This window comes from Barnesiella sp. An22, from assembly GCF_963931395.1.
Lineage (GTDB): Bacteria > Bacteroidota > Bacteroidia > Bacteroidales > Barnesiellaceae > Barnesiella > Barnesiella merdigallinarum.
Genome location: NZ_OZ007014.1, coordinates 734,480 through 756,477 on the forward strand (window position 1 = coordinate 734,480; position 21,998 = coordinate 756,477).

A 21,998-nucleotide genomic window follows, 5' to 3' on the forward strand; every position below is an offset into this window, starting at 1 on the left:
CAGGGGATGTGAAACGTCCCGGCGGCATCAGGCGATTTCGAGGTCGAAGGTGTCGTAGAAGTTTTTGATGTCGGGGTTCTTCTCGATCATCTTCATCAGTACGTCTTTGGGGCTGAAGATAATCTCTTTCTCACCGGGCTGGTTGACACGCAGTTGCATGGAAAACTGGTTGTTCTTCAGTGATTTCTGCAAAAAGGTCATCAGCTCGTAGAGGTGTTCGTTGATGACGTTGACCTGGATTTGCGAGTCGACCGACACGACAAACGTGCGGGGGTCGGTCAGCTTGGGCAGGCAACTCTTCATGGTGTTGACCAGCACCACCTCGGTAGGGATGGTTTGGGTATAGGCGAGCCAGGCCGCATTGAGCGCCTCTTCGGTAAAGGGGGTGTCGAGCACCTCCTGCTGTACCGTGGGAGCCTGTTGCTCCGGGGCCGCCTCGACCGGTTTCTGGTGAATGGAGATGCGTGCCGGGGCCGCCTTTTTCGTCGGGTTGGGTTGTGCCGGCGCCATTGGTTTGTGGGCCGGGGCTGTGGGGCGTATGGTCGAGGCCCGATAGGTGGCCTGCGGTTCCGACGTCTGTGCTGCCGGAGCTTGTGCCTGTGCCGGATTGGGCCGGGGTTGTTGCTGTTGCGGCTGTTGCGGCACGGCCTGTACCTGGGGGAGCGGCTGAGCCGGGGCTTGAGCCTGATGCGGTTGTGCGGCCGGTGCACTGCCCGGAGCGGCCGGGGTAATCTTTTGCAACGGCGGTTCCTGAGGTGGGACGCTGACCGGGTGAAGAATCTGGCAGATTTGTATCAGGGTCAGCTCCACCAGGAACTGCTTGTTGTTGCTTATGCGGTAGTCGAGGTCGCAGCGGTTGCTCAGCTCCATGGCCCGGTAGAGGAAGGCGAGCGGGCACTTCTGAGCCTGTTCGCCATAGCGTTGGGCCACCGAGGCACTCACCTCGAGCAGGGGTAGCGTGGTGGGGTCTTTGCATACCAGCAGGTCGCGCAGGTGACGGCTGAGGCCGCCGACGAAGAACTGCCCCTCGAAGCCGTGGTCGCGCACCTCCTTGAAAATCATGAGTGCTTGCGGCACGTTGCCCTGCAGGAAGGCATCGACCAACCGGAAGTAGTATTCGTAGTCGAGTATGTTGAGGTTGTCGATTACCGCCTTGTAGGTGATGTGCCCGCCCGAGAAGCTCACCACCTGGTCGAATACCGAGAGGGCGTCGCGCATACCGCCGTCGGCCTTTTGGGCGATGACGTTGAGCGCTTCGGGTTCGGCGGTGATGCCCTCTTGCGAAGCGACATATTGCAGGTGTTCGGCGATGTCGGCCGTGGTGATGCGCTGGAAGTCGTAGACCTGGCAGCGCGACAGGATGGTGGGGAGAATCTTGTGTTTCTCGGTCGTGGCCAGGATGAAGATGGCGTGGTGGGGCGGCTCCTCGAGGGTCTTCAGAAATGCGTTGAAGGCCGCCGTCGAGAGCATGTGCACCTCGTCGATGATGAAGACCTTGTATTGCCCGATTTGAGGCGGTATGCGCACCTGGTCGATGAGGACGCGGATGTCGTCGACCGAGTTGTTCGATGCGGCGTCGAGCTCGATGATGTTGTAGGAACGCTGTTCGTTGAAGGCGCGGCACGACTCACATTCGTTGCAGGCTTCGCCCGACTCGGTGGGGTGGAAGCAGTTGATTGTCTTGGCAAAGATGCGGGCACACGAGGTCTTGCCTACGCCGCGGGGACCGCAGAAGAGGTAGGCATGAGCCAGCTTTTTCGAGTCGATGGCGTTTTTGAGGGTCTGAGTAAGTGCTTTCTGACCTACCACCGACCGGAAGGTCGAGGGCCTGTATTTCCGTGCCGAAACAATATAGTCGTCCATATCGTGTTTTAAAGTTCTGTTCTATGTCTTTTTACTCCGTGCGGCAATGACTCGGGAGGCAAATTGCCCTGCCTGTCGTGCACGAGCAGAGGGGGCGAGCTGTCCGAGCCGCCTTTTCGAGCCCTACAAATATACGCTTTTTTGCGCGGATTCTATTCGGGCAGGTCGCTTTTCCCGAAGCAGAGGGGGAGCAGGCTGCGGATGGACTCGACGATATAGACCTCGTCGGTGCCGTAGAGATAGATGCGTATGGGGTAGCGGTAGCGCTCTTCGGTCTCGAGTATCACCTGGCGGCAGGCCCCGCAGGGAGCCGTGGGGTGCTCGATGAACTTTCCGCCCGTCTGTGCGGCGATGGCCAGCGCCTCGACCGCGCGGTCGGGGTATTGCGAGTTGGCATAGAAGAGGGTGGTGCGTTCGGCGCAGGTCCCCGAGGGGTAGGCGGCATTCTCCTGATTGCTGCCCGATACCAGCACTCCACCGGCCAGACGCACGGCAGCCCCTACCTGGAAACGGGAGTAGGGCGCATAGGAGCGGTTGGAGGCCTCTTTGGCGGCGTCGATCAATTTTTTCTCAGCTTCGGTGAGCTCTTCATACGAGCAAACCATTATCTTTGTGGTGATATTCCTGTTTTCCATAACTCTCATTAAGCGGGTTTACGGGTGTCTACTTCTGCAAAAACAGCGGGAGGCGGGTACAGTGACCCAGGAAATCGGGTTTCTCGACTTGGGCTGTGCCGTACCGCATCCTCTCTTCGTGGAACAAAGATAAGGAAATTTTTGAGAACAGGAATTTTTATCGTCCATTTTTAGAATTTAGATTCATGATGAAATTCAGATACGTCGTTGTCGTTCTTCTCCTCGTTCTTACGTTGGAGCCGCTCTCGGCCCAGCGCAAAAACAAAGCCTATCTCGACTATATCGAGCAATACAAATCGATTGCCATCAAGCATCAGAAACTGTATGGCATACCGGCCAGCATCACGTTGGCCCAGGGGCTGCTCGAGTCGGGGGCCGGCCGCAGCGAATTGGCCCGCAAGTCGAACAACCACTTTGGCATCAAGTGCCACAGCGACTGGAAGGGGAAGCGGGTCTATCATGACGACGACCGCAAGGACGACTGTTTCCGCAAATACGACTCGCCCGAAGACTCCTATGAAGACCACGCCAAGTTTTTGAAGCGGGCCCGCTATGCCTCGCTCTTCGAGCTGAAGGTGACCGACTACCGCGGTTGGGCCAAGGGGCTGAAGGCGTGCGGCTATGCCACCGACCGGTCGTATGCCAACAAACTGATACAGACCATCGAACTCTATGAACTCTACGAATATGACCGCCCGAAGTTCAAGCCGATACGGGCGCAAGACCTGCCTCCGGTCGTGGTGGAGAATCCGCATGCGGTCTATCGTTCGTGGGGGTTGCTCTATGTCGAGGCCCGCGACGGCGACACGCTCGAGTCGATAGCTCAGGAGTTCGGCTTCTCGGCCAAGAAGCTGGCCGGGTATAACGAGATACCCCGCGACTATCCGCTGGAAGCGGGCGACATCGTCTACCTCGAGAAGAAAAAGAAGAAGGCCGAGAAGGGGTACGACTACGCCGTGGTGCGTTCGGGCGACTCAATGCACTCGATTGCCCAGCGTTACGGCATCCGCCTGAAGAACCTCTACAAGATGAACAAGTTGCCCGACGATTATATCCCCTCGGTGGGCGATACCTTGAAGCTGCGGTAGGGGTTGGCTTCGCCGTCGCTCCGCGCCCCGTGAGGGGCCGGTTGCAGGCTGAACGGCGGCAGGTGCACGCTCGGCGTCACCTGCCACTCCATATTCTTAATCCTTAGAATTTAGTTCCAGTGTGCGACCCGACTCGATGGCCGCATGGAGAGTTGCATGCACCCCTTCACCTCAAATGCCCTTTCGATGCAGAATCAATAGAGGTTCCAGGTAATCGAGAGCACCTGGAATTCGGTGCGCCGGTTTATCTGGTTGGCAATCTCCTGGTCTTCGGGCGAGAGTTTGGTGATGTACTCCTCGGTGAGCACGTCGCCCTCCTTGAATTGCGGGTATTGCGTGGCCAGTTTCTTGGTGATGACCTTGGGTTGGCTTTCGCCGTAGCCCTTGGGTTGCAGACGGCGGGGGTCGATACCCGCCTTGATGAGGTAATCGACTACCGACTGGGCGCGCCGTTCCGAGAGGCGCAGGTTGTACTGGTCCTTACCCTTGTAGTCGGTGTGGGCTGCCAGCTCTATCGACACGTTGGGGTTGTCGTCGAGCATCTTCACCAGTTCGTTGAGCGAGGTCTCCGACTCGGGCCGCAGGGTGGCGCGGTCGAAATCGTAGAAGATATTTTCGATGAGAATAGGCTTGCTGATGGAGGCGAGCACGAAGTTGACGCCATACTCGGCATCCTTCTCTTCGGCATCGGAGATAAACTCCTGCTTCGAGTTGAGGTAACCGCGGCAGGAGGCCAGCATCACGTAGTGCACGCCGCGGTCGAGCTTGAAGCGGAAGCTGCCGTCTTTGCGGGCATACTCCTTTTGATTCGAGCCGTCGTTGCCCACGATGCGGATGATGGCGTCGGGCACCGGCTCGTCGTCCTTGTCGATGACCGTTCCGCTTATCCACACGCGTATCGAGGGGAGCTCGAAGCTGTAGATGTTGTCGTAGCCCCGGCCGTCGCCTCGGTTGGACGAGAAGAAGCCGGTCTCCTCCTCGCCGAAGGTGATGCCGAAGTCGTCGGCCGACGAGTTGATGGGGTATTTCATGTTTTCGATTTGCCACATGCCCGAAGCGTTCATGCGGGCGCGGAAGATGTCGAGGCCGCCCATGCCCGGGTGACCGTCGGAGGCAAAGTAGAGGTCGCCGTTGTCGCGGATGTAGGGGAACATCTCGTCGCCCGGGGTGTTGATTTGTACACCCAGATTCTCGAGCGACCCCTCCTTGTCGGTGAGCGAGATGCGCCACAGGTCTTTCCCCCCGTATCCGCCCGGCATGTCGGAGACGAAGTAGAGGTATTCGCCGTCGGGCGATACGGCCGGCTGGCCGAAGGCCGAGAGGGTGTCGGCGGTGATTTCGTATTTTTGCGGCGGGCTCCACTGGGCACCCGTACGGGTAGAGGTGTAGATCTCGACCGAGGTGTCGGCGTTGGGCTCGCGGCGGGCTTTGCTCAGGTACATGGTGGTACCGTCGGGGCTGAAGCTGACGATGCCCTCGTCTTCGTCGGTATTGACGTCGCCCTCGATGGGTTCGGGTTTCTGCCAGGCCCCCTGCTCGTCTTTCTTTGAGAAGTAGATGTCGCAGTTCTTGGTACCGGTGATGCCGCTTTTGTTTTTGCCCAGAGCCTTTTCGGTCGACGAGGTGAAGTAGAGCTGGTCGTAGTCTTCCCCCAGAAACATGGGGGCGAAGTCGCTGCGGCGCGAGTTGAGTATCGTCGCCTTCTTCACCACATAGCGGGTAGGCGTCTCTTTCCACTGGACGGCCAGGTTGCAGCCCCGTATGCCGTTTTTGGCCAGGGAGCTCTGCGGATTGGTCTCGAGATAGGCCTGGTAGTTCTTGATGGCATCCTTGTATTTCCCCTCGAACTGCTGGCTGCGGGCCAGGTAGAAGAGGGCCATGCTGTCGGGGTAGTCGTATCGGATGGCGTTTTGGTAGGCGGCCGAGCTGCGGGCCGCCATGTTGATGCGGCGGTAGCACTCGCCCATCTTGAAGGCCACCTCGCCGCGCAGCTTGCGCTCCTTGCGGGGGTTGGTCTTGCTGTATACCTTGCGGTAGGTCTGGGCGGCATCGTAAAACTCGCCCCGGGCATATTGCTCGTTGGCAACGCTTAGTTTTGCCCCCGAGCACGACGCCAACACGCCGGCCATAGCCAATCCCCAGAATACTGCCTTTATCTTCATCTTTTCTCCTTGCGGACGACCGTGTCCCGCCCTGCCTTTCGTGTGTACCGATACTATTATAGTATACGTTTTTTTTGCCGTTTTATTGTGTGGCCTCCGGGGCGAATGTCAGGGGAGCAGCAGCGAACTGTCGCCGTAGCTGAGGAACCGGAAACCGTGGGCCAGGGCGTAGTCGTAGATTTCGCGCCAACGTCCGTCGACAAAGGCCGAGACGAGCAGGAGCAGCGTGCTCTGCGGCTGGTGGAAGTTGGTGACCATGCCCTGCACGATGTGGTAGTGATAACCCGGGGCGATGATAATCTGGGTGGCGGTGACGAGGCGCGTCATGCCGTGGCGGTCGAGGTAGTCGACGATGTGGTGCAGGGCTTCGCGCGAGTCGATGTCGGGACTGCCGTCGTAGGGTTGCCACTGGGCCACGACGAGGTCGTGCGGCTCGGCGTCGGGGTTGGCGGCCAGCATCTTGCCTATGTAGTAGAGGCTCTCGAGCGTACGCACCGAGGTGGTGCCCACGGCTATCACGCGGCGGTCGGTGCGGGCCAGGGTGTCGATGAGGTCGCGGCTTACCGAGATGTACTCGGTGTGCATCTCGTGCCCCTCGAGGGTCTCGCTCTTCACCGGCTTGAAGGTGCCGGCGCCTACGTGCAGGGTGAGTTCGAGCTCGGGTATCCCCTTGGCCCGGATGGCCTCCAGCACCTCGGGGGTGAAGTGCAGCCCGGCGGTGGGGGCGGCTACCGACCCCTCGATTTTGGAATAGACGGTCTGGTAGGTGGTCTTGTCGCTCTCTTCGGTCTCGCGGTTGAGGTAGGGGGGTATGGGCAGTTCGCCGGCGTGGTCGAGCAGGACGGCGAAGGTGACCTCGGGGTTGTCCCACGAGAAGCGCACTTCGCAGGCATTGCCGTGGGGCAGGCCCCGCTCGGCGGTGAAGTGTACCCGCTTGCCGTCAATCTCGACCTCCTGCGTGAGGGGGCCGCTCTTCCACTTCTTGGCATTGCCGATGAGGCAGAGCCACGAGCACGAGCGGGTCGACTGGAACGAGAGGGCGTACTCGTGCGGCTCGAGGGGTTCGAGGCAGAAGACCTCGATGAGGGCGCCGGTCTCCTTGCGGAAGTGCAGTCGCGCCTGTATCACCCGGGTGTTGTTGAAGACCAGCAGGCTGTCGGGGGGCAGTACCCGGGGCAGGTCGTAGAAGTGGTGTTCCTCGATGGCTCCCTGGCGGTAGACCAGCAGTTTGGAGTGGTCGCGTTGCGGGAGGGGAAACTTGGCGATGCGTTCGTCGGGCAGCGGATAATTGAAATCCTCGATGCGAATATCTTGTGTTTTTTGCATAATCTGTTTTGAATATCGTGCAAAAATAAGCAACTTTGCCGAATATAGCACGGTTCGCCACGACGAAATCGCAAGTCGCCGGCGAATCGCGAGACTCTTTAAAATGATGATATTATGGTAAAAGTTGGCGACAGAGTACGCTACCTCAACGCCGTAGGAGGCGGGGTAGTGGTGAAAATAGTGAAAGATATAGCCTATGTCGATGAAGATGGTTTCGAAACCCCGGTACTGGCCCGGGAGTGTGTGGTGGTAGAACCGGCCGAGCCGGCCCGCAAGAGTGCCCCGGTACCCGCCTCGAAGGTAGTGGAGTTGCCGCCGGTCGAGAAGGGGATGGCTTCTAAAGCTGCCGACAAGGAGGACGAGCTCGCTGTCGAGGAGCGCCCCGAAGGCGAGAAGCTGAACATCACCCTGGCCTATATCCCCGACGAGAGCAAGCACCTGAACACCACCCGTTTCTCGTGCTACCTGGTGAACGACAGCAACTACTACCTCTACTTTGCCTACCTGAGCCGCGACGACGAGGGGTGGCGCACCCGTTATGCCGGGGTGGTGGAGCCCAACATACAGCTGCTGCTCGAGGAGTTCGGGCAGGAGGATGTCAATGCCCTCGAGCGCATCGGCTTCCAGTACATCGCCTTCAAGAAAGACAAGCACTTTGCCTTGAAGAGCCCGGTGGCCGTCGAGTACCGGCTCGATACCACCAAGTTCTACAAACTGCATACCTTCCGCGAGAGCCTCTATTTCGACGAGCCGTCGTGGTGCATCGACCTGGTGAAGAACGATGTGCCCATGCGACCCATGGTGCTCGACGCTACCGATCTGGAGCGGGCCATGAAGATGAAGAAACAGGTCGACACTCCGGTGCGCAAACCGGTGACCCGGCACGACGACAAGCCCGGCATCGTCGAGGTAGACTTGCACGCCTCGGCTCTGCTCGACACGACGGCCGGACTCTCCAATTCGGACATCCTCAACTATCAGCTCGACAAGGTGCGCGAGACGCTCGACCAGTATCGGCATGCCAAGGGACGCAAGATTGTCTTTATCCACGGCAAGGGCGAGGGTGTGCTGCGCAATGCGCTGCTCAAGGAGATACGCGACAAGTACAAGAACTGCACCTGCCAGGATGCCTCGTTCCGCGAATATGGTTTCGGGGCCACGATGGTGACCGTGCATTGAGAGGGGTTTGAATTGTAAATCGTTGATAGTAACGGGATATGAAAAGAATACTCTTTTTGTCTGTCGCGCTTTGTTTCACAGCCTTGTGCAGCATGGCGCAGACCTGCCGCATTTACGCCGCATTCGTCTATTCGGAAGACAAGGTGAAAATCAATTATGGAACCGAGAAGAAATACGAGCCTTTGAAGGATGAAGCCGGGAGGGAACTGCGCTTTTTCTCTTTCCCGGGTGCGCTGAACTACCTGTCGAGTCAAGGTTGGCGGTTGGAGGGGAATTTTACGGAAGTAAGCGGCTCTTCGGGTGGATTCAAGGGCAATAACTGGGGTAGAACCTCGAGCGAAACTACTTATATTATTAGTAAGGAGGTCTCGGAAGAGGAGGCTAAAGCGTTGTTTGAACAAGTAGTCAAAGAGGTGAAAGAATAGCGATAGAGGGTATGCCGATATGTATCTGATAGAAACAAAAAAGGAGAGGGCTTCGGCTCTCTCCTTTTTTTGTTATTGATTGGATTTTCAGTCTCATCAGAAGGGCCGGTGTCCACCGGGACCGCCCGGGGGAGGGCCGGGATGGCCGTAGCCGCGGGGGCCACCGGGGCCCATGTCGGGGCGTTTGTCGCCGAAGGTGTTGAAGCGGTAGGTGAAGGTCAACAGACCGTAGGTGTTGAGGGTGTTGTACTCCACATCCTGAATGTAGTTACCCGTGACGGTACGGCGTATGCTGTTGCGCTGTCCCAGAATATCGTAGATTTTGAGGGCGATGGTGGCGTTTTTGCCTTTGAGGAACTGGTAGGAGGCCTGTGCGTTCCAGATCCAGCTCTCGGTGTTGTATCCGGCCGAGTATCCCGACATGCCGTTGTAGGTGAGGTCGGTACCCAGGGTGATGGACCAGGGCAGGTATCCGCTCAGGTTGAGGGTGCCGCCGTAGTTGTGGGTGCTCTGGTCTTTCTGGTTCTGCATGCTGTTGGTGGCGAGCGCATACCGATAGTTGCCGCGCAACTCGACATCGAAGTAGTCCGATCGGAAGGCGATGCCCAGATTTTCGGCGGCATTGAACGACCCGGCATCGTTGCGCATGCCGTTGTTGTAGCCCACGTTGTTGTTGTAGCTGAGGCGGCTGAAGCTGTTGAGCTGCCAGTGCTTGTTGCGGAAGGGGGTGTTGAACATCAACATACCCGAGGCGTTCCACACGCCGTTTACGTTGCGGTAGGTGGTGGTCTGTCCGCCGGTGGTGGCATTGTAGGTGGTTTCGGAGATGATGCTGTTGGTGGTGAATCCGCCGAAGAGCATGGCCATGATGGCCCTTTGGGTAGCTTGGTTGTAGTCGTTGAAGCGCACGCGCAGCGTGTTTTTGAACGAGGGCTTCAGGGTGGGGTTACCGATAACGACTCGCAACGGGTCGGAGACGTCGGCCACGGGTTGCAACTGCGCCATGGTCGGTTGCGACGACGAGCCCCGGTAGTCGATGCGCAGCGAGGTCTGTTTGCCCATCTTGTAGCGGTAGCGCAGGTAGGGAGCTACGTTGAATACGGTTCGCTTGGGTATGTTGCGGTCGCTGTTGATGCGGTCGATCGATTGCGATGACGACGGCTCCACGGCCACACCCACGTCGTAGGTATAGGTGGGTTTCACCTGCTTGAATCCCACCTGGGCCCGGTGCATGTAGTAGTTGTTGCGGAAGCTGTTGCTCAGGTCGTCGTTGCGCAAGGTATCGAGCGGTAGGGCCGTGAGCGGGTCGGTAAATACGTCGTAGGTAAATTTGTCGGCGTTGTTGAAGTTGGCCTGGAAGCGGTACGAGAAGGTGAGGAACCGTCCTTTCGATACGTCGCCCAGCGGTTCGGTCCAGGTGAGTCGGGCTCCGTAGCCGTTGCTCCAGGTGTGGTCGTCGTCTATCTGGTCGAGGGTGCTGTCGGTGGCCAGCTGGTAGTATTTGTAGAGGGCTTTGGTCCAGCCGTCCTCTTTCGTGTCGCTGAACTTGTATTCGGCCTGGATACTGAACGACCGGCCGGGACGCGAGAGGAACTTGTGGTTGTAGATGAGTTCGCCCGAGAGGTCGTAGCCGGTACCCTTGTTGAAGTTGTCGCTTTCGCTGAAGTTGACTTTGCTGCGGGCCAGGTCGCCGGCGGTGGTGAGGGCCGAGTCGTAGCTGTCGGAGCGGGAGAGGGCCACGGCAAACTTGGGTCGGAACTCGAGGGTGTTGAGCGAGTCGATTTCCCAGTGGATACGGAAGTTACCGCGGATGTTCTGTCCGTGGTCGTTCATCTTGTTGTGTCCGCTGTAATAGGATGTACTGTCGGCAAAGAGGTTTTGGCGCTCGGTGCGTTGCAGCACGTTGCGGTTGCTGTTGTTGTAGCTCACGTCGCCGCCCACGCGGAACTCCTCGCCCTTGCCCACGTTGAAGTTGACTCCCACGTTGTGGCTGGTGTTGATGCCGTTCATGCCGCCGAATCGGCGGAAGCGGCTGCCGCCCAGGTCGGTGAATCCCATGTTGTTGGTGTTGTTCGACCCGGCGAGGATAGTTATCTGGTTGTCGCCGAAGAAGCGGTTGATCATGGCTCCGGCTTCGTAGCGTCCGTCGAGGCCGTAACCGCCCGAGACGTTGCCGAACCAGCCGTGCTTCATCCCCTTCTTGATGGTGAGGTTGATGACGGTCTCCTCTTCGCCGTCGTCGACACCGGTCAGACGGGCGAGGTCGGACTTACGGTCGACCACCTGCAGCTTCTCGATGATGTCGACCGGCAGGTTTTTGGTGGCTATCTTGGGGTCGTCGGAGAAGAACTCCTTGCCATCGACCAGAATCTTGGTAATCTCTTTGCCGGCGTGGGTGATTTTGCCCTCGCTGTCGACCTCGACACCCGGCAGTTTCTTCAACAGGTCTTCCACGACCGAGTTGGGTTGGGTTTTATAGGAGTCGGCATTGAATTCGACGGTATCTTCTTTCACCACCACCTCGGGAGCTTTCCCCACGACAACGGCCTCTTGCAGCAGAATGTCGTTGCTCTCGAGCAGAACCGACCCCAAATTGCGGCGGGGCTGCCCGGCGGTGAGCCGCACCGGTTCGTAGGTGGTCTTGTAGCCCAGGAACGAGAAGGCGGCCAAGTAGTTGCCGGCCTTGTTGACCGTGAGGGTGAAGGTGCCGTTGTCTTTGCTCGACACGCCGGTGACAAAGGAGCTGTCGCGAGCCGCAAGCAGCCGGATGCTCACCTGCGGGAGCGGAGAATCGTCGGTCTTGTCTTTTACAGTGCCCGAAATGGTAAACTGACCCCAGGCACTCTGGGCTGTCAGCAAGCAAGAAATACACGCAAACAGGATAAAAATACCTCTTTTATACATCTTAAAAAAATCCAATCTATTGATCACTTCGATTTCAATGCTTATAAGACCCCGACATCTTGTCAAGGTTTAAATGCTCCCACTGTCTTTTTGCATTTTTTTAGAGAGCGATTGTTTTTACCTGTCAATTTTCTCTAAAAACCGACCACCACGGACCGTGGGTTGTCCGTGGGGCGTTAGTCTCTTGTCTCTTGTCTCTTGTCTCTTGTCTCGAGGAGGAACATCCCTCCCCGCTATCTGGCACTTGGCTTATCTTATTTCAACGACAGGTATCGCTCGATGTAGTCGGAGCCCGTCCGGGCGATTCGGGTGGTGGCTATGAAATACCAGCACATGGGTACGAAGCAGAAAAAGAATCGCTTGGACGAGTAGGCCAGCACGTTCTGTATCGAGTCCCATACGTAGTCGACGTGGTAGATGACCAGCCCGTAGAAGAGTAGACTCAGGAGAATCATGCCCAGCAGGGGCAGGTTGTCGCGGCTCTTGACCATGAACCAGAGGTTGGCGATGAAGAAGAGGGCAAATGCCGGGAAGGTCCAGCCGTAGTAGAGCGGTGCGGCGAAGAGGTCCCAGAAGCCCTTGACGATGAGGCCGGCCTTCTCGCCGTCCCAGAAGAGGCGGGTGATGGCCATCCCCTCGGTGTAGAGTCCGCCCACCTTCATGTAGACAAACCAGATGACGGCCGGGAGCAGGGCCAGCCCCGTGAAGTACCACCCCTTGCGGTAGCTCTTGCGGCGGATGCAGTCGACGAGCAGCACGATGCAGGCGGCACCGATGAAGACGATGCCCTCGTTGCGGCACCACATGTTGGCCCCCAGGAGCAAGGCTCCGGCATAGAGTTCGTGGTCGTGGCGGCTGCGCAGCCAGCTGGCGGTATAGGCGATGCCCAGCGAGGCGAATATGGCCTGCATGACGTTGGTGGCCGAGAGCGACGAGAAGGCGAGCATCTCGGGGGCCATCATCATGAAGAGGGTGGCCAGGGCGGCCAGGGTCTTGCCCGTGTTGCGCCGCAGGATGCCGTAGAAGGCAACGACGAAGAAGAGATACATGAGGGCCGGGATGGCCTTGGAGGTCTCGGCTCCCAGCAGGTAGACGTAGGCGTAGCTCAGTTGCACGAAGGGGGCATAGGCTATGCTGCCGCCCGCCCGGTGTATCGAGGGGTTGTAGTCGGCGTCGAAGAGGCTCATGCGCATGTAGGTGTGGTCGTGGGCGGCCACGAAGCCCAGAGTGTCGAAGGCGGCGAGGCTGTCGCGGTCGCTGGGCGGGAAGAAGATGCACTTCGAGAAATTCATATATTCGCAGTAGCCGATGATGAGGAGCAGCAGCACCCACACCAGGTTGGCCTGTCGCCAGTCGTCGAGCATGGCCGGGGTGAGGCGCAGGCTGTCGATGCCGCGGTAACGCCACACGACAAACAGCAGCAGGGCGAAAAGGAGGAGTCCGCCCAGCAGCACCGAGGAGGCCGTGAGGGGGATGTGCAGCAAATCGAGCAGAGCCATGATGATGGTTTGCAGGGTCATTCCCAAGGGGAACGAAAGGCCGATGCGTTCGGTCCACGAAAACCGCGAGCCGACGAGCGCAGTCAGCAAAATGCCGTTGAGGCAGGTAAGTATGATTCCGAGTGTGAGCATGGCATTACGGTTTGGGGTGAACGGGAAGTACGATGTGAGGCACCTTCTTGGGTACCTCGTAGCCGAGATATTCGTAGCCTATGCCGTTGACGATGGCTACATGGGTAATCTTTTGGCTCCAGGGGGTTACACCCAGTTCCGAGGGGATGATGACCCGGCGCGGATAGAGGAAACGGGTGGCCCACAGTTTGTTGTAGGGCTCGCCCGAGAAGATGCGTTCCTGCCCCTCGGGGTAGAAGGCCTCTTTGCCCGGCAGCAGGATGACGGCATCGGGCGGGGTGTTCTCCTTGAGGTAGCGCAGGTAGACGTGCGAGAGGCCCAGCTTCATCTCGTACCGTTCGTCGGTAGTGGTTTGGGCATAGTGTTGAGCCACCTCGAGGTTGCCCTTGAGCATGTTGTAGGCCCAGTTGTATCCCGGCTGCAGGCCGAGTACGAGTTTGTTCAGCAAGAAGGCGACAACGACCACGGCCAGCAGATTCTTGACCACCCAGGCGGCGGTGATTCCCGTCTTGGCGGCGGTGTCGTTTTTGCGAACCGGTTGCTTTTTGGAGGATGCGGTCCTGTTTTTCATTGTACGGTTTTTTTCCAGAAACGGTATTTCAGCAAGGTGCCGATAGCCTTCAGTCCATCTCTCAGGCGCAGCTTCTTTCCCTCCTCGATCGAGCGGGGGTAGTAGCGGATAGGCACCTCTTTTATCTTGTAGCCCAGGCGCGAGACTTTGGCCGTCACCTCGGGGCAAAATTCAAAACCTTTGCAGTCGAGCGGAATCGACTTGAGCAGCCCGGCGTCGAACATCTTGTAGCAGGTGGGCTCGTCGGTAATGCGCTGGTCGTAGAGCAGGTTGGTCATCACCGACAGGAACTTGCCGCCCAGCTGGTAGCTGAAGTAGGTGTGCGAGTTCTCCTCGGCCAGGAAGCGCGAGCCGTATACCACCCGGTATTGGCCCGAGAGCAGGTGCGGCAGCATCCGGGCGAAGTCGTTGGGGTCGAGCTCGAGATCGGCATCCTGCATCACCACGTAGTCGCCGGTAACCGCCTGTATGCCTGTGCGCACGGCCATGCCCTTGCCCTGGTTGCGGTCGTGCACGAGGTAGGTGATGGGGGCCTGGGGGTGAGCGGCGATGAAGGATTGGACGATGCGTCCGGTCGAGTCGGTCGAACAGTCGTTCACGACAATCAGTTCCCGGTCGATACCTTCGCCCAGGTCGGCGTCGAGTACGCGTTGCAACAGTTCAGCAATAGTCTTCTCTTCGTTATATGCCGGAATGATAATCGATAATGTGTGACACGTCTGATTCATAACTTGCTATCGGCTAAAAAGATAATGCCGCTTTTCCGCTTCGGGTGCAAAAGTAGAACAATAATTTTGGCTATGCAAGCATTTGCGGCGAAAGTATGGGGTTTGACGGGACCTCGAGAGGTGTGGCCGGCAGAGAAAACCGTTGTCGGAGAGGACGGGGCGGGCGGCCCGGTAAAACTTTTTCGGGCGCCGGCTTCGGTCGTGAATGTAATTATACTATCTTTGCAGCGATAAATCGCCCGGCCATTCTCCCGGGTTCTAACAAGCTATATATGAAAGATTTTTTTTCTATTCTTCGGCGGTTTGTACCACCCTATAAATATTACCTTGTTCTCAATATCTTTTTCAACATATTGGCGTCGATACTGACGCTCTTCTCCTTTGCGCTCATCATCCCTATTCTGGAGATTCTTTTCAAGCTCAAGCAGGCTACCTATACCTTCATGCCGTGGGGGTCGGCTTCGCTCAAGGATGTGGCGGTCAATAATTTCTATTATTACATTACGAACATAATCAATGAGCAGGGAGCCGGTTTTGCACTGCTCATCCTGGGGGTGTTCCTCATGGTGATGACCTTCTTCAAGACGACAGCCACCTATCTGAGTTCGCACTTCATGATTCCGTTGCGGTCGGGCATCGTGCGCGATATACGCAACTATGTGTACGAGAAGGTAGTGAGTCTGCCCATCGGCTTCTTTACCAGTGAGAAGAAGGGCGATGTGATGGCGCGCATGTCGGGCGATGTGGGCGAAATCGAAAACTCGATTATGGCCTCGCTCGACATGATGTTCAAAAACCCCATCATGATTCTCGTCTGCCTGGGCACGATGTTTGCCATCAGCTGGCAACTCACGGTCTTTGTGCTCATTCTGCTGCCCACGGCCGGTTACATCATGGGTCAGGTGGGCAAGAAGCTCAAACGCCGCTCGCTCGAGGGGCAGAACCAGTGGGGACAGCTGATGTCGATTATCGAAGAGACCCTGGGCGGCTTGCGCATCATCAAGGCCTTTAATGCCGAGGCCAAGATGATCAAGTGGTTCCACGCCGAGAACAACGTCTTCTACAAAATATCGAACCGCATCAACCGCCGGCAGGCGCTGGCTCACCCCATGAGCGAGTTCCTGGGTACCTGCACCATCTGCATCGTGCTGTGGTATGGCGGTTCGCTCATCCTCTCGGGCACGAGCAGCATCGACGCCGCTTCGTTCATCTATTATCTGGTTATCTTTTACAGCATCATCAACCCCGCCAAGGATCTGTCGAAGGCGGCCTACTCGATACAGAAGGGTTTGGCCTCGATGGTGCGGGTCGACCTGATTCTCTCGGCCGTGAACCCGATACAGGACCCCGAGAAGCCGGTCGAACTGACCGATATGAAAGAGGACATCGAATATCGCGACGTGTCGTTCCGCTACAATACCGAGAATGTGGTGAAGCATGTCAACCTCACCATCAAGAAGGGGCAGACTGTGGCGCTGGTGGGGCAGTCGGGTTCGGGCAAGTCGACCATGGCCGACCTCTTGCCGCGCTTCTACGATGTGAACGAGGGGGGCATCTACATCGACGGTGTCAATATCAAGAACTTCAGGGTGCACGACCTGCGGGGGTTGATGGGTAACGTGAACCAGGAGGCCATCCTCTTCAACGACTCGTTCTACAACAACATTACCTTCGGCGTCGAAGATGCCACCATGGAGCAGGTAATCGAGGCGGCCAAGATTGCCAATGCCCACGAATTTATCATGGCTACCGAGGATGGTTACAACACCTGCATCGGCGACCGGGGCAGCCGCTTGTCGGGCGGCCAGCGTCAGCGGGTGAGCATCGCCCGGGCCATCCTGAAGAACCCGCCCATCCTGATTCTCGACGAGGCTACGTCGGCCCTCGATACCGAGTCGGAACGGCTCGTGCAGGAGGCGCTCGAGAACCTCATGCGCAACCGTACCACGCTGGTGATTGCCCACCGCCTCTCGACCATCAAGGATGCCGACCTCATCTGCGTGATGCACGAGGGCGAAATCGTGGAGCGGGGCCGTCACGACGAACTGATAAAACTCGACCGCTACTACAAGCGGTTGGTCGACATGCAGAAGTTCTAAGGAGCATGTGATACAAGCATAAAAAAAGCACCACGTTCCCGCGGTGCTTTTTTTATGTGTGGGCTTGGGAGCCGACGGTTCGAGGATTGAGAGGCGGCCGGGTCGTGTGGCCGGTTGCGGTCAATGAACTGCCCGGTTGTGGCGTTTGCGGTAAAGGCGCTTGATCCACAGGTAGTATCCCGTGAGGGGCAGCGTGGCCCCCAACAGAGCGGCCAGGAACCAGATGATGCGGGTGAGGTTTCCACCCCAGGCCCCTGTGTGTACCGAGTAGATCCAGCCCCGTATCTTGCCCGAGTTGCCGGTATCTTTGTAGAGCGATGCACCGGTGATCTGGCCCGATTGCGGGTCGAAGGTGTAGCGGTCGGTACCGCGTATGTTGCCGTAGCGGTTGTTCGACACGCTGGCCGTGCCGTCGGTGATTTCGATTTTCAGGCGGTCGGGATTCTCGGCAGCGACTTGGTCGTAGACCTGTTGCCAGCAGGCAAACGGTGTTACCGGGGCGGTGGCTTCGGTCGTTGTGCCCGGTTGAGGGCCTTGTGGGCTCTTCTCTTTAGGAGCAGGACCTTTGGCCGGTGCGGTGGTCTCTACGCCGAACAGGGTATAAAAGGCGTTTTTGTACCAGTCGAACGACCAGGTGAGCCCCGTGAGTGCCATGACCAGAACCAGCAACAGTACATAGATGCCGCCGGCCGCGTGCAGGTCGTGCCAGAAGCAGGTCTTCCCCTTTCGCAGGGCTATCTGTATGCCGTTTTTCAATCCCTTGCGGGAGCGGGGCCACCAGATGACAATACCGCTTAACAAGATGATGACGAAGAGTAGCGTGCTGATGCCGGTAATGCGTTTCCCCCAGAAGATGCCGCCGTCGGCCGGTTGGCTGTCGAGCAGCCAGCGGTGCAGCATAAAGACGGTGCGGAAAAAGGGGGTGCGCTGCGATTGCCCCAGCACCTCGCCGGTATAGGGGTCGATATAGACCGCTGCGCCCTTGGGAGCCGAGAGGTTCACCTGGTAGGAGCGGTCGGGTTGGGGATAGATGGTGACACCGGTTATGGTTGCCCCTTTAGTCAGTTGACTCTCGACCTTCTCGACCAACGTGCCTACGGGAAGGGGTTGTGAGCCGGGGTTCTCTACGTAATAGAGGTGGCGGTTGGTAAGTTGGGTGACTTGATCCTCGAAAACCAATAATGCGCCTGTAAAACAGATGATTGTGATAATGAGACCGAAGGGAACCGCCAACCAAAGGTGGATTTTTCGGAATGTTTTTTTCATGTGTAATTCTCTTTTAGCATGTAAAATTAAAAAGAACCTGCGAGAATAAGGTTCATCGGCAGGCTCTTTTTTTGCTTGTCGGCGGGGGTTATCGTGCTTGCAGTTGTCCTACGCCAGCCACGCTCGTGGCTACGATGGTGAGCCCTTTCGAGGCGGAGGCCGTGGCGGGGTCTATCTTATATACGGTGGGGTAGCCGCTGGTGGTGCTTACCACGACGAAGGCGTGCCCGTTCTCGTCGATATAGGGGGTGTTGCTCAAGGCACTGATATCGGCGGGGAGGCCCGAGACCTCGCGCAGGGTACCGTCGCCCTGGGTGTCGAAGATGACCAGGCGGTTGGCTGTGCCCTTGAATCCCTGGGCATCGTAGGCCAGCAGCATGAAGTAGTTGCCCCCGATATACCAGCTGCGCAGGAAGGCGGCTTCGGTACCATCGGCATTTTTCAAGGCTTTGTAATAGGTGGGGTCGAAATCAATCTCGTCCCACGCGGCGCGGGTGTCGATGCGCACTACGCCGGCCGGCAGGGTGGTTTGCTGGCGGGCATCGCTCATGGTCTTGGCATAGCTGGGCGAGAGCACGTAGAGGTAGCCGTCGTCGGCTTTCCATACCATCTGGTAGTATTGCGAGCGGTTGCGGCCGCAGGCGTAGCTGATCTTGTCGCTCTTGATGACCTTGTGCTCGGTGAGCGATTCGTCTTTGAAGAGAGCCACCCAGCACTCGTCGGGGTATTGGGTCCACTGCAGTTCGTTGGCTTTGTAGGAGCCGCTGCCCGAGCCTCCCGACTCGGTCTTGACCAGGTCGTCGTACCCCTCGCGCACATAGCCGTGGGCCCGGCCGTCGACCGTCTGTATGTAGCCCCACTGGCTCAGCCCCATGGGGACGGCGGCCGAGTAGAGGTAGTTGTCCACCTGTTCCAGTCCGGCGAGGGTCACATACTCGCCGTTGCCGAGGAAGTTCTCGGAGCGCAGGCGGATGTCGCCGGCACCGCTCCCGTCGGTAGCCGTCTGGTTACGGGCATCGATGTAGGCGGGGAGGAAGTGTTTGGGGTAGTAGGTTTCGGTGAGGCTCTGGCCGCTCTTGTCGGTGTAGGTGTAGCTTTGGGCATCGATGGTGCCGTTGCCCGACGAGGTGGTCATGATGTAATCGTTGTAGAGGCCGTAGGTGGTGAACCGGCTCAGTCGGTAGGTGCGCGGGTCCTTGGTCATCTCGAAAGCCGTGTTGAGGCTGTACGAGGCGGTTTGCCCGGCCTCACCCTGGTTGTAGTTGAGGGCAAAGAGCGACTGCCCGCCGTAGAATACCCAGTAGGTGGCGCCGTCGTTCTGGGTGCCCTGTACGGTAGGGGTCACCTTGCAGTTGGGGTCGTCGAGGCGGTCGGCGGTGAGCAGCACGTGGGTCGCGTTGTTGCCGGTGCCTACCGTGGCGGCAATCACATAGTTGCCTTTGGCGACTTCGGTCAGGCCGGTAAGCCCCGAAGGAAGGGCCGGGCCATCTTCCTGGCACGAGGCGAGCAGCAGGCCCGCGGTCAGGAGTATCGAACTGGTGGGGATGAAGGAGAACTTTTTCATATGTGTATGATTTTAAGTGAATAATTCTTGTTATCGGTTTGGGCAATCAGTCGCCGAAGTGGACCCGTATCTTGCCATAGAAGGCGCGGCCCGCTTTCTGGAGGCTGAAGTTGTCGTAGAGACGCTCGTCGGTGAAGTTGCGGCACTCCAGCGAGAGGTTGTATCGCCCGTTGTGCAGGCTGTAACTGATTGTGAGGTTGTGCGAGAACTGGTCGGGAATCATGTAGGCGCTGCTGTTGGTCCCTATCACCTCGGAGTTGTAGCAGAAGCTGTGCAGATACTGGTTGTCGTAGGTGAGGGTGAGCAGGTTGCCCTTCCGTCCCAGGTCGTGCCAGTAGAGGCTGATGTCGCTGTCGGCAAACATGTAGGGCACATTGGCCATACGGGCCTTGTAGGTGAGGTTGGGGGTGGAGTTGCCGGTGCTGCCAATCTGGTACTTCTCCATGTCGCGTATGTCCATGTGCGAGAAGTTGCCGCCGAGGCTCAGCCACCGGGCCAGGCTGTACCGGGCCGAGAGTGTGTAGCCTTTGGTCACCACCTTGCCGTAGTTGGTGTAGGTGGCATTCTCCTTGCCGCCGCTCAGGTCCTGGATGTTGCGCTGTATGTAGTCGCGGGTGTTGCGATAGAGCAGTCCCCCCTCGAGGTAGAACGAGTGGCGGCCCAGGGTGCGGGAGTAGCTGAGGTTGAGGTTGACGTTGTGGCTGTTTTCGGGGCGGAGGTTCACCTGTCCGCTCTCGAGGTCCTCGTCGCCGAACATCTCCTCGATGGTGGGCAGGCGGTAGGCCTTCTCGTAGGAGAGTTTGGCCTGAAGACCGGGCAGCACGAAGCAGGTACCGGCGGCTCCATAGCCGGCCTGTTGCACGGAGCGGTGGACCATGACATAGTCGGTACCCTTGTCGTCGGTCGCCATGGGACCCGATACCCGCTGGTCGTAGTATTTGCCGAAAATCGAGAGGTTCCACCGGTCGGAGGGCATGAGGCGGTAGGAGAGTCCGGCGATGTTTTTGCGGGTATCCTTGGCAAATTCGTTCTCGATTTCGGTGCCGGTGAGCAGCGAAGCATTGGTGCGGTGGAAGAGATTCCACACATTATTAAAAGTGAGGGTATTGGCCTTGTTGATGCGGTAGTTGAGGGTGAGGGTGGCACTCCAGTTGTCGTTGTAGGCCCGGGCATACTGTTCGCTCTGCTCGCCCCGGCCGTTGGTTTTGCGGATGCGCTCGCCGAACCAGTTGTAGCGGTAGCTGGCGGTATCGATATTGGTGGTGAGGTTGCGGTTGTAGTTGGCCGTGAAGGTGAGGTCGAGCCCCCGGGTGAGGAGGTCGCGCTTGCTGTACTCGAGCGAGGGCATGAGCGAGTGGCCGCGGCGGTGCTTCTCGCCGAAGACGGTGTATTGCCGCACGCCGGTCTGCACCTCTTTGTACATGCGGGAGTAGGTGAAGCCGAGCATGAGGCGGTCGGCCCACGGTTTGCCGGTTACCCCTACCTTGGCCACGGCAGCCTCGTTGTGGTAGGTGTCGTTGAACCGTTTTACCCGAAACACTTCGTCGGTAATGATCGACGAGCCGTCGGCGTTCCACTGCTCCACGTGGTCGGCATCGACCAGGTAGTTGTTGTCGGAGTAGTTTTGGAAGAGGTTGATTTCGTAGGTGAGTCCGTTCTTGAAGCTCTGCCCGAAGTTGACGTGCGACTTGTGGGTATTGAACGAGCCGTAGGAGTAGGCGGCGTCGAGAAACCAGTTGCGCCGCTGCTTGTTGGTAACGATGTTGATAACCCCGCCGATGGCGTCGGTGCCGAAACCTACGGGTACTACCCCCTTGTAGATTTCGATGCGGTCGGCAAAGCTGATGGGGATGTTGTTCAGGCTGAAGGAGCTGCCCACCCCCTCTTGCGGCACCCCGTCGATAAAGACTTTGATGTGTTTGCCGCTGAAGCCGTCGAGCATGAGTTGCATGTCGGAGCCTACGCCACCCGATTCGCGCAGCTTCATGCCGGGGGCCTTGGCCAGGGCGTCGCTCAGGTTCTTGGTCGAGTTGCGCATCTCGCGGGTATCGACCGCCACGGTATTGTAGGCCGAGCGTTGTACCCGGCTCACCCCGGTAGAGACCACGGTTACCTCGTCGAGAGCCTGGGCCCGCGGGGTGAGGTCGATGTCGAGTTCGAGGTGTTCGCCCCGTTTGAGTGAGACGGCCCGTTCGACCGGGTCGTAGCCGATGGCCGAAACCACCAGGGTATAGTCGCCTGCCTGTGCCTTGAGGCGGTAGCGGCCCTGCTCGTCGGTAGAGCCTCCCGATGAGCTCCCTTTGAGGTAGACGGTAGCGAAATCGACGGCTTGCTTCTGGCCCGATTCGGTTGTGCTGACTTGTCCCGAGACGATGGCTCCGGCCGGGTGCCCCTCCCGATGGTGGCGGTGCTGCGCCTGGGCCGTAGTCCCGAGGAGTGAAAGCGTGTATACAGAGAGCGCGAGGAGTGTGCTGATTATTGTTCTCATCGAAAAAAGTTTGCTTTAGTAATTCGCTGCAAAATTATTTCGACCCCGAAACGTGTACAATCGCATTTT

At 58.2% G+C, this 21,998-nt stretch carries 16 protein-coding genes; 4 read left to right on the forward strand and 12 right to left on the reverse strand.

Going from position 1 to position 21,998, the window contains the following annotated elements; genetic code table 11:
- Positions 1–27: 27 nt before the first annotated feature.
- Together ABGT88_RS02920 and ABGT88_RS02925 are read right to left on the reverse strand one after the other, a co-directional pair.
- Positions 28–1,863, reverse strand: coding sequence for a DNA polymerase III subunit gamma/tau (locus ABGT88_RS02920; RefSeq protein WP_258327130.1), 1,836 nt, complete (start codon positions 1,861–1,863; stop codon positions 28–30).
- Positions 1,864–2,015: 152 nt separating this feature from the next.
- Complete coding sequence (locus tag ABGT88_RS02925; protein WP_258327129.1) at positions 2,016–2,498, reverse strand: cytidine deaminase; 483 nt, start codon at positions 2,496–2,498, stop codon at positions 2,016–2,018.
- A gap of 188 nt (positions 2,499–2,686) precedes the next feature.
- On the opposite strand from ABGT88_RS02925, the gene ABGT88_RS02930 reads away from it, so the two are divergent.
- Positions 2,687–3,586, forward strand: a complete 900-nt coding sequence (locus ABGT88_RS02930) for a glucosaminidase domain-containing protein (protein ID WP_087408823.1) — start codon at positions 2,687–2,689, stop codon at positions 3,584–3,586.
- Here the strand turns inward: ABGT88_RS02930 and ABGT88_RS02935 are convergent.
- From ABGT88_RS02935 to ABGT88_RS02945, 3 genes are all read right to left on the reverse strand, one after another.
- Positions 3,547–3,678, reverse strand: coding sequence for a hypothetical protein (locus tag ABGT88_RS02935; RefSeq protein WP_258327128.1), 132 nt, complete (start codon positions 3,676–3,678; stop codon positions 3,547–3,549). The genes ABGT88_RS02930 and ABGT88_RS02935 overlap by 40 nt on opposite strands.
- Positions 3,679–3,780: 102 nt before the next feature.
- Positions 3,781–5,748: an OmpA family protein gene (locus ABGT88_RS02940; protein WP_346700330.1), complete on the reverse strand. Its 1,968-nt coding sequence runs from the start codon at positions 5,746–5,748 to the stop codon at positions 3,781–3,783.
- A gap of 108 nt (positions 5,749–5,856) precedes the next feature.
- Positions 5,857–7,077: an S-adenosylmethionine:tRNA ribosyltransferase-isomerase gene (locus ABGT88_RS02945; RefSeq protein WP_346702811.1), complete on the reverse strand. Its 1,221-nt coding sequence runs from the start codon at positions 7,075–7,077 to the stop codon at positions 5,857–5,859.
- Positions 7,078–7,188: 111 nt separating this feature from the next.
- Here ABGT88_RS02945 and ABGT88_RS02950 point away from each other — a divergent pair, with 111 nt between their 5' ends.
- Positions 7,189–8,253, forward strand: a complete 1,065-nt coding sequence (locus ABGT88_RS02950) for a DUF2027 domain-containing protein (RefSeq protein WP_258327126.1) — start codon at positions 7,189–7,191, stop codon at positions 8,251–8,253.
- Positions 8,254–8,291: 38 nt separating this feature from the next.
- The gene (locus tag ABGT88_RS02955) at positions 8,292–8,678 is read left to right on the forward strand and encodes a hypothetical protein (protein WP_143240936.1); all 387 of its coding nucleotides are present in this window, start codon (positions 8,292–8,294) and stop codon (positions 8,676–8,678) included.
- Positions 8,679–8,774: 96 nt separating this feature from the next.
- Here ABGT88_RS02955 and ABGT88_RS02960 read toward each other — a convergent pair whose 3' ends face one another.
- The 4 genes from ABGT88_RS02960 to ABGT88_RS02975 all read right to left on the reverse strand — a co-directional run bounded on the left by ABGT88_RS02960 (position 8,775) and on the right by ABGT88_RS02975 (position 14,512).
- Complete coding sequence (locus ABGT88_RS02960) at positions 8,775–11,537, reverse strand: outer membrane beta-barrel protein (RefSeq protein ID WP_346700333.1); 2,763 nt, start codon at positions 11,535–11,537, stop codon at positions 8,775–8,777.
- Positions 11,538–11,836: 299 nt separating this feature from the next.
- Positions 11,837–13,213: a glycosyltransferase family 39 protein gene (locus ABGT88_RS02965; protein WP_346700335.1), complete on the reverse strand. Its 1,377-nt coding sequence runs from the start codon at positions 13,211–13,213 to the stop codon at positions 11,837–11,839.
- Positions 13,214–13,217: 4 nt separating this feature from the next.
- On the reverse strand, positions 13,218–13,784 hold the full coding sequence (locus tag ABGT88_RS02970) for a hypothetical protein (protein WP_298663322.1): 567 nt from the start codon (positions 13,782–13,784) through the stop codon (positions 13,218–13,220).
- Positions 13,781–14,512, reverse strand: coding sequence for a glycosyltransferase family 2 protein (locus ABGT88_RS02975; RefSeq protein ID WP_087408702.1), 732 nt, complete (start codon positions 14,510–14,512; stop codon positions 13,781–13,783). Before ABGT88_RS02975 ends, ABGT88_RS02970 begins: the two co-directional genes overlap by 4 nt.
- A gap of 272 nt (positions 14,513–14,784) precedes the next feature.
- Here ABGT88_RS02975 and ABGT88_RS02980 point away from each other — a divergent pair, with 272 nt between their 5' ends.
- Positions 14,785–16,611, forward strand: a complete 1,827-nt coding sequence (locus ABGT88_RS02980) for an ABC transporter ATP-binding protein (RefSeq protein WP_346700337.1) — start codon at positions 14,785–14,787, stop codon at positions 16,609–16,611.
- 120 nt (positions 16,612–16,731) lie between these two features.
- Here the strand turns inward: ABGT88_RS02980 and ABGT88_RS02985 are convergent, their stop codons facing one another.
- The 3 genes from ABGT88_RS02985 to ABGT88_RS02995 form a co-directional block, all read right to left on the reverse strand.
- The gene (locus ABGT88_RS02985; protein ID WP_346700339.1) at positions 16,732–17,877 is read right to left on the reverse strand and encodes a PepSY-associated TM helix domain-containing protein; all 1,146 of its coding nucleotides are present in this window, start codon (positions 17,875–17,877) and stop codon (positions 16,732–16,734) included.
- Between the two features lie 88 nt (positions 17,878–17,965).
- Positions 17,966–19,441, reverse strand: a complete 1,476-nt coding sequence (locus ABGT88_RS02990; RefSeq protein WP_346700341.1) for a DUF4374 domain-containing protein — start codon at positions 19,439–19,441, stop codon at positions 17,966–17,968.
- A 46-nt stretch (positions 19,442–19,487) separates the two neighbouring features.
- Positions 19,488–21,929 carry a TonB-dependent receptor domain-containing protein gene (locus tag ABGT88_RS02995; protein WP_346700343.1) on the reverse strand — a complete coding sequence of 814 codons (2,442 nt, stop codon included), beginning with the start codon at positions 21,927–21,929 and terminating at the stop codon, positions 19,488–19,490.
- Between the last annotated feature and the right edge of the window lie 69 nt (positions 21,930–21,998).